At 39.3% G+C, this 16197-nt stretch carries 19 protein-coding genes; 3 read left to right on the top strand and 16 right to left on the bottom strand.

Annotated features, from left to right (window positions below; translation table 11 throughout):
- Positions 1-20: 20 nt before the first annotated feature.
- The 6 genes from M1D81_RS12515 to M1D81_RS12540 all read right to left on the bottom strand — a co-directional run bounded on the left by M1D81_RS12515 (position 21) and on the right by M1D81_RS12540 (position 6663).
- Positions 21-1142, bottom strand: a complete 1122-nt coding sequence (locus M1D81_RS12515) for an ABC transporter permease (protein WP_456266737.1) — start codon at positions 1140-1142, stop codon at positions 21-23.
- Entirely contained in the window at positions 1135-2301 is a 1167-nt protein-coding gene (locus M1D81_RS12520) for an ABC transporter permease (protein ID WP_456266736.1), read from the bottom strand. The genes M1D81_RS12515 and M1D81_RS12520 overlap by 8 nt, the downstream gene beginning before the upstream one ends.
- Positions 2302-2320: 19 nt before the next feature.
- The gene (locus tag M1D81_RS12525; RefSeq protein ID WP_456266735.1) at positions 2321-3265 is read right to left on the bottom strand and encodes an ABC transporter ATP-binding protein; all 945 of its coding nucleotides are present in this window, start codon (positions 3263-3265) and stop codon (positions 2321-2323) included.
- Between the two features lie 310 nt (positions 3266-3575).
- Entirely contained in the window at positions 3576-4349 is a 774-nt protein-coding gene (locus M1D81_RS12530; protein WP_456266734.1) for a class I SAM-dependent methyltransferase, read from the bottom strand.
- A 96-nt stretch (positions 4350-4445) separates the two neighbouring features.
- Positions 4446-5660 (bottom strand): formaldehyde dehydrogenase, glutathione-independent, encoded by a 1215-nt coding sequence (gene fdhA / locus M1D81_RS12535; RefSeq protein ID WP_456266733.1) that lies wholly within the window; start codon positions 5658-5660, stop codon positions 4446-4448.
- 400 nt (positions 5661-6060) lie between these two features.
- Positions 6061-6663 (bottom strand): class I SAM-dependent methyltransferase, encoded by a 603-nt coding sequence (locus tag M1D81_RS12540; protein ID WP_347343002.1) that lies wholly within the window; start codon positions 6661-6663, stop codon positions 6061-6063.
- 268 nt (positions 6664-6931) lie between these two features.
- Here M1D81_RS12540 and M1D81_RS12545 point away from each other — a divergent pair, with 268 nt between their 5' ends.
- Positions 6932-7057 carry a YjcZ family sporulation protein gene (locus M1D81_RS12545; RefSeq protein ID WP_008342643.1) on the top strand — a complete coding sequence of 42 codons (126 nt, stop codon included), beginning with the start codon at positions 6932-6934 and terminating at the stop codon, positions 7055-7057.
- A 43-nt stretch (positions 7058-7100) separates the two neighbouring features.
- Here the strand turns inward: M1D81_RS12545 and M1D81_RS12550 are convergent, their stop codons facing one another.
- The 7 genes from M1D81_RS12550 to M1D81_RS12580 all read right to left on the bottom strand — a co-directional run bounded on the left by M1D81_RS12550 (position 7101) and on the right by M1D81_RS12580 (position 11782).
- On the bottom strand, positions 7101-7262 hold the full coding sequence (locus M1D81_RS12550) for a hypothetical protein (RefSeq protein WP_155267112.1): 162 nt from the start codon (positions 7260-7262) through the stop codon (positions 7101-7103).
- 160 nt (positions 7263-7422) lie between these two features.
- Positions 7423-7557, bottom strand: a complete 135-nt coding sequence (locus M1D81_RS12555) for a YrzI family small protein (protein WP_065214597.1) — start codon at positions 7555-7557, stop codon at positions 7423-7425.
- 450 nt (positions 7558-8007) lie between these two features.
- Positions 8008-8238, bottom strand: coding sequence for a YrhC family protein (locus M1D81_RS12560; RefSeq protein WP_034279976.1), 231 nt, complete (start codon positions 8236-8238; stop codon positions 8008-8010).
- Between the two features lie 72 nt (positions 8239-8310).
- A complete protein-coding gene (locus tag M1D81_RS12565) occupies positions 8311-9459 on the bottom strand; it encodes a bifunctional cystathionine gamma-lyase/homocysteine desulfhydrase (protein ID WP_024423100.1) in 1149 nt (382 codons plus the stop codon).
- Position 9460: 1 nt separating this feature from the next.
- Positions 9461-10384 carry a PLP-dependent cysteine synthase family protein gene (locus M1D81_RS12570; RefSeq protein WP_456266732.1) on the bottom strand — a complete coding sequence of 308 codons (924 nt, stop codon included), beginning with the start codon at positions 10382-10384 and terminating at the stop codon, positions 9461-9463.
- Positions 10385-10429: 45 nt separating this feature from the next.
- Positions 10430-11125: a 5'-methylthioadenosine/S-adenosylhomocysteine nucleosidase gene (mtnN, locus tag M1D81_RS12575; protein ID WP_024423101.1), complete on the bottom strand. Its 696-nt coding sequence runs from the start codon at positions 11123-11125 to the stop codon at positions 10430-10432.
- 15 nt (positions 11126-11140) lie between these two features.
- Positions 11141-11782: a class I SAM-dependent DNA methyltransferase gene (locus M1D81_RS12580; RefSeq protein ID WP_456266731.1), complete on the bottom strand. Its 642-nt coding sequence runs from the start codon at positions 11780-11782 to the stop codon at positions 11141-11143.
- Between the two features lie 187 nt (positions 11783-11969).
- Here M1D81_RS12580 and M1D81_RS12585 point away from each other — a divergent pair, with 187 nt between their 5' ends.
- Positions 11970-12173 carry a YrzA family protein gene (locus tag M1D81_RS12585; RefSeq protein WP_024423103.1) on the top strand — a complete coding sequence of 68 codons (204 nt, stop codon included), beginning with the start codon at positions 11970-11972 and terminating at the stop codon, positions 12171-12173.
- A 38-nt stretch (positions 12174-12211) separates the two neighbouring features.
- Here M1D81_RS12585 and M1D81_RS12590 read toward each other — a convergent pair whose 3' ends face one another.
- The 3 genes from M1D81_RS12590 to greA form a co-directional block, all read right to left on the bottom strand.
- Complete coding sequence (locus M1D81_RS12590) at positions 12212-12877, bottom strand: YrrS family protein (protein WP_456266730.1); 666 nt, start codon at positions 12875-12877, stop codon at positions 12212-12214.
- 67 nt (positions 12878-12944) lie between these two features.
- Positions 12945-14687: a peptidoglycan D,D-transpeptidase FtsI family protein gene (locus M1D81_RS12595; protein WP_456266729.1), complete on the bottom strand. Its 1743-nt coding sequence runs from the start codon at positions 14685-14687 to the stop codon at positions 12945-12947.
- Between the two features lie 50 nt (positions 14688-14737).
- The gene (gene greA, locus M1D81_RS12600) at positions 14738-15211 is read right to left on the bottom strand and encodes a transcription elongation factor GreA (RefSeq protein WP_008358505.1); all 474 of its coding nucleotides are present in this window, start codon (positions 15209-15211) and stop codon (positions 14738-14740) included.
- A 623-nt stretch (positions 15212-15834) separates the two neighbouring features.
- Here greA and M1D81_RS12605 point away from each other — a divergent pair.
- Positions 15835-16182: an Ig-like domain-containing protein gene (locus M1D81_RS12605; RefSeq protein WP_456266728.1), complete on the top strand. Its 348-nt coding sequence runs from the start codon at positions 15835-15837 to the stop codon at positions 16180-16182.
- The last annotated feature ends 15 nt before the right edge of the window (positions 16183-16197 follow it).

The raw sequence follows: 16197 nt of genomic DNA on the forward strand, positions 1-16197 counted from the left end.
AATGGAACAAAGAAAAATGATTAATAGGATCTAATATTTTTCAAACCAATCACCATAAAAACAATCGTAAAAGCTGCTAAAACTGTTATGTCTAATAATAAGATTGATTGGTTGACCGTACCACTCATGATCTCACCAAAACCAGACATCATCCACGTTTGCGGTATAGCCAAAGAGATCTTCTTCATCATGTCTGGAACGATATCTAAAGGCCAATAAATACCACCCAGCATACACGATCCTACAATAACAATTGCACTAAATACTTCAGCTTGCTTTTTTGTATGAGATAAGGTGGCAATCATAAAACCTAAACTCACGACTAGCCCTATAACAAATGATCCAAACACTAGAATATGAATTACGTTGCCTAAGTACACATGAAAGAACACAGATAAGACAGTCAAAAGAACACCCAGTTGTATCCATCCAAGGAGGAAATAAGCCACTAAATAGCCCAGAAGCACATATATTTTATGAATTGGACTCGAAAGCAATCTTTGCCATGTATAATCTTTATATTCCAAATGAATAGATGACACAGAGCTTGAAATCGCAAACATCATAAACATAATGGTAAAGCCAAGCGGTATTAAATTTGGTTGCTGGCTTGCTTGATCGTCTTGATTTTTTTCAATCAATGAAATGGTGCCAGATTCATTTAACTTGTTCAATGCATTGGTGAGAGAAACACTTTTTTGCTCTTTCACACCCTGATTGATTTGATAAATGATGGCAGCTGTCTCTTTTAAATAAGGAGATAAGACTGCATATTCTTCAGTTTTCTTATAAACTGTCACATCAAAAATTTCTTTATTTTCTTTTAGATGGGACTTTAATTGGTTTACGACTTTCACAGACGCCACTACCTTTTCTTTAGATACTAAATCTTTTGCGTCTCTTTCAGTCACCTTTACCCAGAGAAATTTGGTGTTTTTTTCGAGAATTTGAAAAATTTCTTGATCCAGTTTACCTTGACTAGGCTCTAGAATAAAAGCAACTGTAGGTTTCTTTGAATCAGATGCGGTACTGCCAAAGATAAAACTAAATACGATTGGCATAACAAATAAAAAAATGAGAGTCAATGGGGACTTTAATGTTTCTTTTAACTTTAACGTTATAATGGCTAATATTTTATGCATAACGATGCTTCCTTTCAAAAGACATTCTTAATAAAGCAATGATGAAGAAAGCTAGTCCCATCCCACAGCTAAGTAATAATCCGCTTTGAATTTCACTAAAATCAGCACCTGCCATACTTTTCAAAAACATTTGAAGTGCAAGAGAATTAGGTAAAAAATAGCTGATGTCAATTACCCATTGCGGGAATAAGTATAAGGGCACCATACTCCCACCTAAAGCAGCTAACACTTGAGTTCCTAAAATCCCCACACTGTTAAACGTTTTTTCTCTATTGATAAAAGAACCAATCAGCACCCCGAAACCCGCAGCATTTAATATAAAACTACATCCGATCATAACAACAGTAAAAGGCTCTCCCCAGTTCACCTTAAAGACAAAACTAGTAAATAAAATAATGACCGTAAGTTGAATCATACTCATCAAAACAATACCTAATAACTTCCCAACGATGTAACTAGTATTGCTTAATTTTGATACAATCAGCCTTTTATAAACATCTTCCTCTTTTTCCTCTATCATACTTCCAACTAGAAAAACAACAGTCATTAATAAAAAAAGCACACCCATCCCGCCTGCGTAGTATTGGAAGGATGTAATCGGCTGGCTGTTGATATGAATATTCCTCTCGTTCACCAGTTCTTTTTTCAGTTGATCAGACGCGATTTCCACTTCTTTACCTTGATTCAACGGCACCAGAATACGATTCATATGATAATTTTGAAAGAATTGCAAAACCACATTTTCCAGAACCATTTCCTGTAAGTTTGAATTAGGCCCTTTCAAAATATTCAATTGCACATGATCATGATTCAATAGGCTTTTTTCAAAATTCGGCTTGATGATTATCCCCATTGTAATGTCTCTACTATTTAAATCTTTCTCTAGCTGATTTTTCGAGGTGACCTTCACATCAAATATGTCACTTAGTTCACTCTTAGACACTGTTGAAAGAAACATTTTACTTGTAAAGGACTTATCTTGATCTGTTATTCCTACTCGAAATGAATTGATCCTGATTTCACTATCTTTCTGCATGTTATCTCCAAATGCTGCACCTAAAATAGCAATTAATATGATAGGCATAAAAAAAAGTGTAAAAAAGCTTTTCTTATCCCTAAAAAACAATAATAGATCTTTCAGTACAACCCAAATGCTCATATGCTCACCTCCAAACAGCCTAATCCCTCAATTTTTTACTAGTTAAATATAAAAAAACATTTTCTAAGTTTGGTTCTACGATTTCTGCTGAAATAATTTGAACATTTAATGCAGTCACACCTTGAATGAGACGACTTAATAGCTGCTGAGGATGTTGATCAAATATTTTAATTTGATTTCCATGAATCACGATTTCCTTTAACGGATCTTCATCATGTATGTATTGGCACACACGATCTATTTCGCTCTGTCCATGTTCACGTTTAATAGTAAAAATAATTTCCCTTTGATTGCCGACAAGCTCACTTAATTCATGTTGATCCCCCATTGCAATGATCGATCCGTGGTCCAAAATAGCCATTCTTTCACATAAATATTCGACTTCTTCCATGTAATGACTAGTATATATAATTGTCATCCCTTCACTATTTAACATTTTTACTGTTTCTAGTATGTGATTTCTTGATTGTGGATCTATACCTACAGTCGGTTCATCCATGATTAATAGTTTCGGTTGATGCAAAATCGAGCATCCGATATTCACTCTTCTTTTCATTCCTCCAGAGAATACTTTCACTTTGTCATTTGCTCTATCTTCAAGACCAATTAACTGAAGTGTTTCTTGCACTCTGCTTTTTAACTCCTTTCCTTTGAGTCCGTACATTCTCCCCCAAAATATTAAATTTTCTTTTGCTGTCAAATGTAAATATAACGCGATCTCTTGCGGGACAATACCAATCATTTGCTGTGCTCTATTTGTTTCTTTGTTTAAATCTAAACCTTCAATCGTTACAGAGCCGCTAGTTGCTCGGATAAGCCCTGTCAAGATGCCAATTAATGTGGATTTCCCAGCACCATTCGGTCCCAATAGACCAAATGATTCTCCTTTTTTTAAGTGAAAGGTTACCCCTTTTAATACCTGCTGATTCTCATAATTTTTCTTAATGTCATGTACTTTTAGCAACCTATCTCTCTCCTCACATAAAAACCCTTATAATAAATACCATCCAATCAAATCATAATATATAGTAAAAAAATTCTACTAAAGATGAATATTTCCAATCTCTTCATTTTAACATGTTACGGAATGCAGGAGAATAGTATAGGCTTTTATAAATGTTGAAAACACAAAAAAACTTACAAGGGGTTCTTGTAAGTTTTTTAATCAATATATGCGGATCAAATACTAATTTCAGTCATATTACATCACAGAAGGGGGATCACCACTCACAAATGTTTGATCCTGCTTTTTCCACAAAGTTTAATCGACATTTTTATTCTTTCCTGAAAAGAGCAATCCAGTCATCCACCTCTATTGATTCTATTTGATCCTCTGTCATGTTCAATCTATAATATTGCTTTATTTTCTCGTTAGCATCTAACATGTATTTTGTAACGATCTCTTCTTCCTTTAAAGTTTTCGTTGTTCGCTTGACCCATTCTTGAAAAGGGTAACGTTTTTTTCGTTCCATTGATCTTACTTCTTTTATTCCCTCTTTATAAAACAATTCCCGCCATTGTTCTGTAGATAGACAGGACACATGACTTGGGTCTCTCAATCGTTCCAGCTCATTGATAAATAGGGCAAGCTCTTCATCATTTGGCGAAACATTATCAATAAAGAAAAACAGACCATTTGACTTTAATACGCGAGATGCCTCTTTGGCAAACTGTTCAGGGTGCGGGAAATGGTGTGCTGCAATTCGGCATGTGACCATATCAAATGTGCCATCTAAAAAAGGAAGGCTTTCTGCATCCGCTACTACATAAAAAATTTGTGGATACGCTTTTAAATGAAGTGATGTATGCAAAAGCATCTCTTTCGTTAAATCCGTCGCAAATACTTGATTCACGTATGGAGCCAATGCTTTTGCGGTATGCCCGCCACCAGTGGCTATATCGAGGACGATCCAGCTTTCTTTTGGAGCTGTCCATTCAACGATTAAATCCAGGTCTGCTCCCTTTGCATGAGTTTGACTCGTCACATACTTTTCTGCATTTCTCCCAAATTGTTCTACAACCCTTCTTTTGGCTTGATCCGAATTCATCTGATTTCTCCCCCTTGAAATGGATTTGTATATTCTATGTGATTTTCCACAATAAAGAGCCGCCCCATTGATTGAGCGGCTCCTTCATGTTAAAAATTATCGAGAAAGCATCCCGTGCGGGTCAATGACAAATTTCTTCGCCACACCCGAATCAAAGTCACTATATCCTTTAGGGGCTTGATCAAGGTCAATGACGGTCGCATTGACGGCTTTAGCGATCCGTGCTCTGCCGCTTAAAATGGATTTCATTAGACTGCGATGATATTGCATAACAGGGGTTTGACCTGTCACAAAGGTATGAGCTTTCGCCCAGCCAAGTCCAATTCGCACTTTCAGAGAACCGACTTTTGCATCGGCATCCACTGCTCCTGGATCTTCTGTGACATAAAGCCCTGGGATTCCAAGCTTTCCGCCAACTTTAGTAATATCCATAATCGTATTTAAAACGGTTGCTGGTGCTTCTCCCTGATCTCCATGACCAGAAGCTTCAAAACCGACACAATCGACGGCACAATCAACTTCTGGCTCCCCTAAAATATTCGTAATTTGTTCGCCGATTCGATCATGTTTTCGTAAATTGATCGTCTCACAGCCGAAGCTTCTTGCCTGTTCCAGCCTTTGCTCATTCAGATCTCCAACAATCACAGCAGATGCGCCAAGAAGCTGAGCCGAATGTGCTGCTGCAAGACCTACTGGCCCAGCACCTGCAATATATACGGTCGAACCAGGCTTTACTCCAGCCGTATAAGCACCATGAAAACCTGTCGGGAAAATATCGGAAAGCATCGTGAGATCAAGTATTTTTTCCATCGCTTGATCTTTGTCTGGAAATTTGAGCAGTTGAAAATCTGCATATGGAACCATGACATACTCGGATTGGCCGCCAACCCATCCGCCCATATCTACATATCCATAGGCAGAGCCTGGACGGTCCGGGTTTACATTTAAGCACACATGGGTTTTTTGTTCCTTACACATGACGCAGCGTCCGCATGCAATATTAAACGGAACGGACACGAGATCTCCTTTTTGAATAAACTCCACATCTCGCCCAACTTCAACGACTTCACCTGTAATTTCATGGCCAAGGACAAGTCCTTCAGGTGCAGTCGTACGCCCTCTCACCATGTGCTGATCACTTCCGCAAATATTCGTCGTCACTACTTTTAAAATGACGCCATGCTCACATTTGCGCCCCACATTGGCTTTAGGTACACCCGGGCCGTCTTTTAAGACCAAATCAGGGTATCCAATATCCTCAACTGCTACTTTTCCTGCTCCTTTATAAACGACACCTTTGTTTCCCGACATGATTTCATTCCTCCCTTTTGTTTAAAAATGAAGTCTCTACAATTTTCTCTATTTCTTAAGCAATTTCCTTCTTCAAACAGCACATTATGTGAAAAAGAAGGAGGCACATGTCTTTGTGAGAAAGAAAATGTGTCTTCCAGTAAAATAAAAAAGAAAATATTGAAAAAAAAGCTAAACTTTTGCAAAATGGTGTCGATATAAGAAATAAGCCAGACAGGTATCCTTAATCGACAAACAAATTCCTTATATATACTATCATTCCTTACACACCTGGCTGGCGCCTATATCACATACAAAAGGCTCTACTGATGAAGAGCCTTTTTTTATTGCAGGCAAAGAGGCTCCGCTGACGAAGAGCCTCTTTTTTGAGTACTTGTTCATTACCTGGGAAATATTTTCATCATTTTAAGGCTTTGATACAGATGTATGTATCATAGTGATAAACCGAGATTTCTCTAAAGTGATATGCTGAAAACAGGCGGCTGATTTCTTCTTCACTGTACGATGAAAAAGATGTTGACCGTTTTTGTTCGTTGATCAGCTCCTGCTTTTGGAAAGATAAAAATACTTCTCCATCCACTTGAAGAACGCGGTACACTTCCTTCATGACTTGCTCAATATCCTTCAAGTAATAGATCGTCTGCACCGTAAATAATTTATTGAATGATCTGTCTTCAAAAGGTAATTGCTCAGCCTTACCAAGCGTAATAACGGCTTTGTCCTGTTCCGCAAGCTTCTTATGTTTTCTTTTTGCATATTTAATCATATGACGAGAGGCATCTACTCCATATACTTTTCCGCGGTCAAGTTTTTCAGCTACCTTTGATAAGGTGATGCCTCTTCCAGTCCCAATTTCTAAAATTCGGTCATTTTCTTGTATATTTAAGAGTTGAATCGTCCATTCATTGATATTATGATGATTTTTTTCCATATAGCGGGCAACCCATTTTGAGAACAAGCCTTTTGGTTCCCTCATTTGTTTTCCAATCCAGCTTTGAATCAATGTTAACACCTGCTTTTCACCAGTAAATAAAACTATTTACAAATTTTCTTACTTTTCATATCGGCTCTCACCTAACAAAAATTAAGACCTAGTCCTAATTTGTTTGTCTTTAATAAGACGCTCCTTTTCAGAAAATGTTTCGCAGAAAGTGAAAATTTTTTTAACCTGAATAGGCGTTTTCATTATTTGCGCTCAGATTGATTTCGTTTTCTCCATGAGCTGCATAATTTATAAATGTATCTTGAATAGATAAAGGTGGTGCTAGATTATGGGCTTTGGCGGTTATTCTGGAGGCTACTGCGGTGGCTACGGTGGCGGTTTTGCAGGCGGATTCGCATTGCTTGTTGTACTGTTCATTTTGTTGATCATCATTGGTGCAAGCTGGATTTGCTAATGTAAAAGGAGCAGGAAACCATGACGTTTCCTGCTCCTTTTCTTTAATACCAATAAGTCCGGTACTGATACATATAACGTCTGAGCATTTCCTCTTGCTCTCTTTGCATGCGGTATGGGTTGCCGTATCCGTGCTTTAAGGAATGCGGAATAGATGCATACCCGTGCCCGACAGACGGAAATCTCATATATGGTGACATCGACATTCATTGATCACCTCACAATCACCTTTTACGGTTATCATATGTGCAGGTGATCAATGTGGAGCGTGTCTAAACCTGGTCCTTCTCCATCGTATAACAATCAAGCATGGCAAGCATCATAAACATGTCAATCTCCTCCTTTTCACATTTTTCATTTCCTGTTTTAGTTCATATACTTTAGTTGTTTCTGTTTCATTTCTTCATAAATTGTTTCGACTTCTTGTTCGTAAAGAACGGTCTCAATGTCCTTGTATTTCCGCTTAATCGTCAAAGTAATAAAAAATAAATGGATTGTCATATACGCTCACCTCCCTTCAGTTCGCAGCACGCAAAATAGCCCGCAGATCTTCTTTATCAGTTGACCTGCGGGCACACAAAAATGCAGATCAAAAGACAGTGTCTTCCAACCTGCAATGGATGATACGTGTGAAATCCTCGTTTACTTAAACAGTTTTGAAGCGTGCACCGTATAAGGCAAAGGAAGGACACGAACTCTTCCACAGGCTGATGACATGATGAAATTGTTGGTTGAATTGATCACAAGTAGATACGAATAACATATTCTTCAGCCTCCTTTACGTTTTTTTAATTACTTTGTAAGTATATCCAGCAAGCACCATTTTGTAAACCTGTTTTTAGTCATATAGATAATTTTTGTGTTTTTGACTAAATTTCTACAGTTATTCTTGTCCGATTGTCCAATACAATGAAAAAAAGCCTCCTCAAGGTACATGAGGAGACTTTCGAATTAATCTTCATCTAATTCTTGCAGTTTCTTTTGAAAGAAAATCGCGCGTTTAACACAAACAAACGCTGCTAATAAGAAAACACAATCAATTCCCATCATCAGCATTTTTGGAGATGCTTCGATGTGCTGATTCGGTAAGATTGTACCAATATATAAAAAGGTGCTGACAGCAAGCAAAATAAAAGCGTACTGCTTGTAATCTGTCACTAAATCACTCCACTTTTTCTTCACTTGTTTCACCTTCCAGTTATCAATGTCTATTCATAGCTTAACATAGTGAGAGAAAGCGAGGAGCATGTAAATCTATCCATTTGCCAGTGCGCTTAGTCCTTGCTTGATATCATGTAGTAAATCATCCACATCTTCAATTCCGACGGAAATACGAATTAAACCATCTGTAATGCCAAGCTCCTCCCGGCGGTCTTTTGGAATGGACGCATGGGTCATCCGGGCAGGGACAGAAATTAAGCTTTCAACCGCTCCAAGGCTTTCTGCGATTGTAAACAGCTTAAGCTGGCTTAAAAATACATCGACATGTTCTTCTTTTCCGATATCAAAAGAGATCATGCCGCCGAAGCCGGATGCTTGTGTTTTCGCAAGTTCATGTCCAGGGTGAGTATCGAGACCTGGATAATAAACACGTGTGACGGCTGCATGTTGCTTTAAAAACTCAGCGATTTTCTGTGCATTTTGTTGATGTGCTTCCATTCGTAGTCCAAGCGTTTTCATCCCTCTCATGAGAAGCCACGAATCCTGCGGCCCAAGAATTCCGCCTGTCGAGTTTTGAACAAAGTGCAGTTCTTCTCCAAGCTCTTTCGTCGCTGTGACGACAAGCCCGCCTACAACATCACTATGGCCGCCTAAATACTTAGTCGCACTGTGTAAGACAATGTCTGCGCCATATTCAATCGGCTTTTGGAAATACGGTGTGAAAAATGTATTGTCGACAATCATCAAGATGTTGGCTTCCTTTGTCAATTCGCCGATGGCTTTTAGATCCGTCATTTTGAGTAAAGGATTGGTTGGTGATTCAATGTAAACGGCTTTTGTTTCAGGTAAAATGGCTTTTTTCACTGCTTCAGGATCACTCGTGTCAACAAAGGTTGCAGTAATGCCAATACGGTTTAGCACCTTTGTGATGACGCGGTAGGTTCCGCCGTACACGTCATCTGTCAGCACAATATGGTCTCCGCTGTTAAACAGCATCATCACAGCCGTAATGGCAGCCATCCCTGAACCAAATGCGTAGCCGCTTGCTCCTCCTTCAAGATCACGAATGACTGTTTCCAGTGCAGTTCTTGTTGGATTTGCTGTTCTGGAGTATTCATACCCCGTATGTTCGCCTGCTTTCGGCTGCTTATAAGTACTCACTTGGTAAATCGGCACAGACACGGCGCCTGTTCTTTCATCACCCGTTGTTCCGCTGTGAATCATCATTGTTTTTGGTTTCATGCTATTTTCCTCCCTCATAAATTCCTTTACTTAAATATCGCTCACTGCTGTCAGGAAAAATGGTGACAATGACTGTCCCAGGTGCTGCTTTCTTTGCTTCCTCTAAAGCGGCAAATAAAGCGGAACCAGAAGAGCTGCCGATGAGAATACCTTCTTTTTCAGCTGCTTCTTTCACCATTCGAAACGCATCATCATCACTGACAGTGTAAATCTCATCAAATAAAGCCTGCTCCATATAATCTGGGATAAATTCAAGGCCAATTCCTTCCGTTTTATGCGGACCCGGGTCCCCTCCATTTAAAATTGATCCTTCAGGCTCCACAACCACTGTTTTTAACGCCTGATTCTGCTCTTTTAAATAGGCGGCACAACCTTGAAAAGTTCCGCCAGATCCTGCTCCCGCCACGAATACATCGATATTCCCTTTTAAGTCGGACCATAATTCGGGACCGAGCGTTCTGTAGTAAGTCAATGGATTTACTTGGTTTTTAAATTGTAAAACACAATAGGCATTGTCAAGGCTTGCCTCTAATTCAAGGGCTCGATCAATCGCACCCTTCATGCCTTCTTTTCTGGGTGTATGAATAATCTCTGCACCGATCGCCTTCATCAGTTGTTGTTTTTCTTGACTAAAATGTTCTGGTACACAAAAAATGGTCTGCAATTGATGCTTTCTTGCACTTAGGGCAAGCCCAATTCCTGTGTTTCCAGCAGTTGCTTCAATAATGGTTCCGCCTGGACGCAGTTTGCCAGATGCTAATGCTTCTCTGATGAGCATGTCACCTAAACGATCCTTAATACTTCCACCTGGATTCATCATCTCAAGCTTTGCATACACCTCAACGCCTTCTGGGACGCCAATCCCTGACAGCTTTAAAAGCGGTGTGCGGCCAATTAATTCAGTAATATCCTTTATGACAGCCATATGATTCCCTTCCTTTGTATGGAAAAGAAGGGGGAACCCCTTCTTTTATTGTGTTTGCTTTATCATACGCAAGACAAGGTCGGTTGAGTGAATCGCTGCTTGCTCAAGGAATTGATCAAAGGAAATATTGGATTCTTTCCCTGCAATATCTGATAGCGCTCGAACGACAACAAATGGCGTACCAAAGAGCTGGCAGACTTGTGCAACAGCTGCGGCTTCCATTTCCACCGCATATAGCTCTGGAAACTTCTCTCTCACAAACGCTACACGATCCGGATCATTCATAAACGAATCACCTGTTGCAATCGTTCCTTTTGCTACTTGAATATGATCAATTTCTAAAGCAGATTCTTCTGCCAGCTTCACAAGCTTTTCATCTGCAATGAAAGCAGCTGGAAGTCCCGGCACTTGTCCATATTCGTAATCAAAGATGGTCACATCTACATCATGATGTCTCACATCAGTAGAGATGACAATATCACCTACATTTAATGAGTGGTGAAAACCACCAGCAGATCCTGTATTGATCACATAATCTGGCTGAAAGCGGTCAAGCAGTAATGTTGTGCTGACCGCTGCATTTACTTTTCCAATTCCTGATTTTAATAAAATCACTTCTTTATCTTCATAAACACCTGTTGTAAATTCACACCCAGCGATGTTTTCTTGTGTAGCATTTTTTAGTTGATCTCTTAAAATCGTCACTTCTTCTTCCATTGCACCTATAACTGCGATTTTCAAATCAAAAACATCCTTTCATTCCCTTTTCTTCGCTTCTACGATCCAAACAAAATCATTCATTTGATGAAAGGACGTGCTAAAACCTTCTTCTTGAAAGATTTGCTTTAGCACATCAATGGATGGATAATATTCCGTTTCTAAATCCTCTGCAAGCTGATCGAACCCTGCGGCTCTCGCTTTGTCGATCTCAGCTTGATGTGCTGCTTGATTTTGAAACATTGTATCAGCAAACACTATTTTACCATCTGAGTGAAGGATGTTGCTATAGGTGTGAATGGCTTGTTTTTTTTCTTCATCCGTTAAATGGTGAAACGCATATGAGCTGACGATCGTATCTGGCTCAAAAGGCGGCGCTGGAAATGATAAAAAATCCCCATCATGAAATAGATCTGGCAGTCCTTTTTGAAGAGCCGCTTTCTTCATGGCATCTGATGGTTCAACACCAAACACGTTTTTATCAGCTGCAAGGAGCAGCGCTGTTAGATTCCCCGTACCGCTTCCAAACTCAAGAACGTCTTGGCCTGAAAGGCGGACAATCTCTTTTAAAATAGCCGGATACCGGCGAAACACTTCTTTATACTGCTCGTCATGACCACTTACCGTGTCGTCATAAGAGTCAGCCCAATGATCAAATAAAGAAAGAAATTCACGTCCCATTTTCTTTCCCTCCACTTTATCTATTTATTCCTATGCGTATAGTATGTTTTATTCCGTCGAACAGTTCCTATCCTACCACAACTTCTGTTTCTTTCCTACTAAAAAATACTGGGAGTGGCAGAAAAACATTTGCCATTCTATAGGGAGAGAGATTAAGATGAATGAAGGGTATAGAGAGGTGAATCAAATGGATTTTCAGCTGGATTTTTTAAAGGATAAAATAGAATTTTTTGAAGCAACATCTTTAAAAGAACTTGAACAAAAGATCCAAAAACAAATTGAACATAATCAGGCGATTCTGCTTACCGTTCATTCTGTCAGTCATCAAACGACTGTGATTGATGAGCGGATTTTGTATACAGCAGTTGTTCATTTTAAAGCAAATGTTTAAACAAAAAAGATAGCAGATCTGCTATCTTTTTTTCATGTTTATCTTAATTTTTCAACCTTCACAGGTTTCCAGCCTTTTTCATCTACCCACGTAATTTCCACGCGGTAGCGTTCACCTGTTGATTTATCACGGATGGTTCCTTTTGCATCTTGAGGACTTCCGTTATTCCCCAACCAAAGAACGGTCATTTGATCTTCTGAAATGCCTGTCGCATAGGACATGGCTTTGATCATTTCTTTCCAGTCTTTTGAGCTGGAATCATAGGTTGCTGTATGTGAACCGGATTGCTCTGTCCCTACAGGCTCCCAGTCATCATTTTCGTATGTTTTGTCTACATCACTCGTTTTGCCGCCATCTGTTTCTTTGGCGTCTTTTAACGCATCTTTATTAGGTTTTTCTTCATCATCTGTCTTCTTCTTTTCGTCGTCTTGATCAGATGAGTCATCTTTTTTTGCATCTGAATCAACGGATGTGTCTTTCTTTGGATCTTTCACATCTTCTTGTGAGTTTTGTTTATTTTCACTTGTTGCAGGTGCCGTTTTTGATGGCTCTTTTGCTACATCTGTATCTTTCGGCTTATTAAAAATTAACAAACTTGATGCGACAACCAAAATAAGCACCACAACGATACCAATTAATATGTTAAGCACCATATTCGCCTTTCTGCGCTTATCACGATGCTCAAATCGAGAATTTCTACTCAAAATCTCTGCACTCCTTTGCCTCTGTTCCCTAAGTCGTTACTATTCTAACATGTCATGAAGGGATGTTCTATGTCTGTTTCTTTTCAATTTCATTGACCTTTTTTACAATATCATAAAACGCATCATTTGTCTTAGCCCGGCCACTTGTCTCGTCAAGGTGAACAACGACAAGGGCGTATTTTGGTTTTTCTACCGGAAAGTATCCAGCAAACCACTTATGATAAAGCGGATTCCCCTTTTTGTCTTGACTGCCGGTTTGGGCAGTACCTGATTTTCCCGCTACATCGTATGGCAAATCTTGAAACCTTCTTCCAGTTCCCTTGTCAGAGGTCACCACCTGCCTTAAGTATTTTTGCAGCTTTTGAGCTGTATAGCGGTTGATGCTGCCCCCTTCAGGCCGTTTGTTTGGAAAGGACAGCATCGTTGTTCCGTTTTGATACAGCACTTTTTCTGCGATTTTCACTTCTTTTCGTTCTCCTCCTCTTGCGATCGCAGCCATCATATTCGCGATTTGCAGAGGTGTCGTTTTCACATTTTTTTGTCCTATTGCGGTTTGTGCAATGGCTTTTTTGACATGCTTGTCTCTTTTATCTCCCCACACACTGCCTGTTTCTTCACGATCAAACTGTTTGAAGTGCTGCTTATGATAGACATCCCCTTCCCAGCCAGCTCGATCTATGAGTCCAAGCTTTGCAGCCGTCTTTTCGATGATTTGATCATCTGTTTGAATGAGCCTTTCAGCAAGTGTCGCAAAGGTATAATTGCAGCTCTCTGAGAAGCTGTCCGTCAGATTCAGCACTTCCTGTTTTCCTTCAGGCTCTCCATATAAATTCTTTCGACAGTCATACATGGTTTGTGGCTGGTCAAGGTTTTTTTCGATTACTGCGGCAAGCACAGCCGTCTTAAAGACAGAGCCTGGAGCAATCGCTGTCAGCATGTAATTTCTTGCCTCATGCCTGTTTTTACTTGTGACATTTGGGGTACTTGCCATTGCCAGTACACTGCTTTTTTCAATGTCGAGCAGAACGGCACCGCCTTTTTTAACGCCTTGTTCTTTGAGCACCTTCTCCATTTCAGCCTGCATGTCTTCATCTATCGTTGTCTGTACCTGAAGTGGATAAAAGGAATGAGCTTCTGCTGTATATTTGACGTCCATACCGAACAAAGGGTTTCCCCTTCCGTCCACATGATATAACAATTTTGTGTCTTGCTCGGGTAATAGAAATTCGTCAAAGGTGCTTTCCAGCCCAAATGTGCCGATTTCAGTACGAATAGAAAGCTCTTTTTTGTCAGGATAACGCTTTCTCAATAGTTCTGGATTTTCGCTTGTGAAGCCTAGTGTGTGGAGGGCAAGTCTTTTTTTGTCCTTCTCTTTCATATATACGCCGTACACACCTGAATATTTCATATCATTGATGTCTTTCAGCTTTTTTTTCGTGATGTCATCTTTTAAAATGAGAGGTTTTTTCGTTTCTGTTAACTGTTTTTTGAGTTCATCTTCTTCCATCTCAAGAATAGAGGCGGTTTGCTGTAAGCGTGGAAGATCATATTGCAGGAAAGGAAATAAGATAACCGCAGGCTGTTCTTTTGTAAGAAGTGCTTGGCCGTTTCGATCTAAAAACTCACCGCGCCCGTCTGAAATAACGACTTCTTCTGTTCGCTGTTTGACACTTTCTTGTATCAAATTGATATCAAGCTTTGAAAACGATTCTGTGAAGAACAGCTGAATTTCTGCCAGTCTCATCAGAAGACCGAGCAATAGTATAAAAATAATCGCACCTGTCCATTGAATTCTTCTTTTTTTGCGCATAAAAACACCTCGTCCCTATTGTGGACGAGGTGTTTACCTGATAAACGTGATTATGAAATTTTTACAATTTGGACGAACATTTCTCCGCCAGGTGTTTGAACGGTTACTTTGTCGTCTACTTGTTTACCTAAAAGGCTTTTTGCAATAGGTGAATCGTTTGAAATCTTGCCTTCGAACGGGTCAGCTTCTGCACTTCCAACAATTGTGTAAGACTCTTCTTCCCCGTCTGGTAATTCAACGAATGTCACCGTTTTACCAAGTGAAACCACATTTGAGTTTCCTTCATCTTCGATAATTTTAGCATTACGAATCATATTATCAAGCGTTGTAATACGGCCTTCTACAAACGCCTGCTCTTCTTTAGCAGAATCATATTCCGAGTTTTCAGAGAGGTCTCCAAAACTTCTAGCGATTTTAATACGCTCTACAACCTCTTTACGTTTAACCGTTTTCAAATATTCAAGCTCTTCTTCTAATTTACGTTTTCCTTCTTCTGTCATTGGAAATACTTTCTCTTGTGCCATGAATCATTCACTCCTTCTATTAATCCTCATCATACAAACTTTCTGCACGTGAGTGACGACTGAAATATACAAGAATGAGGACATGTTCAGGCCCTCATTCCTTCTGTACCATATTCGTAAAAGTCCATCTTACATGGCGTCCCTTTTAGATGCAACTAATATGCCTTTTATTAGACAGGACCACTTGCAGCGGTCTAAAATCGCACAAACTGTGGAAAGGCACAGGAAGCTCCTGTACCTCGTTCGGCCATTTCGATCATATGTAGAAGAATAGCTTATCCATTCTCCATCTTCCAATACATAATATGGTCAGTGTACGATATGTCTATGCTATATTATTACAAAATTGCATTTTGATCAAGAATTGTTTGAAAATTTGTGATGATTTGTTTGTCGTTTTTTTAATATACTTTTTCAACTTCATTCTTTCGCTATGTGGTAGTGATTTCTCCATCTCTTCTTTTCTTCATTGTTTTCTTATCATATCAAACCCTTAAGATTCTTTCTGAGAATGATGCTTTCATAAATGTTCACATATTATCAACAAATATTAACAAGGGAATATTTGGTTTTTGTTGAATTCTATCAATGCAAGACCAAATACATGCTAGGGAATGTTTTAAATGAACATGAAGAAAACAATTGTTTCTGTTCTATCCATCTCTACCTTATCTTTTTCACTAATGGGCATGGCTTCAGCCAAAGAAACAGCGGATTTCACAGTCAATAGCAGCTCGTCTGGATTTCAAACATTAGATGTGATTTCGATTCAAGATTACAGTTTACCTTTAAGAGTTGGTGAACGCTACTCGGTCTATGATTCTGCAGCTACACGTTATTGGACTGATAACCAGAGTGTAGCTTCTGTTAGCTCTAATGGAATAGTGACCGCCAATTCACCTGGTAAAGCCACTATCACTCTTTATAAAGGATCGTCTGTCTTAGGACAAGTTTTCGTGACTGTTTATTAATATGATGCTGAAAAG

It is taken from the genome of Bacillus sp. JZ105 (genome assembly GCF_053903125.1).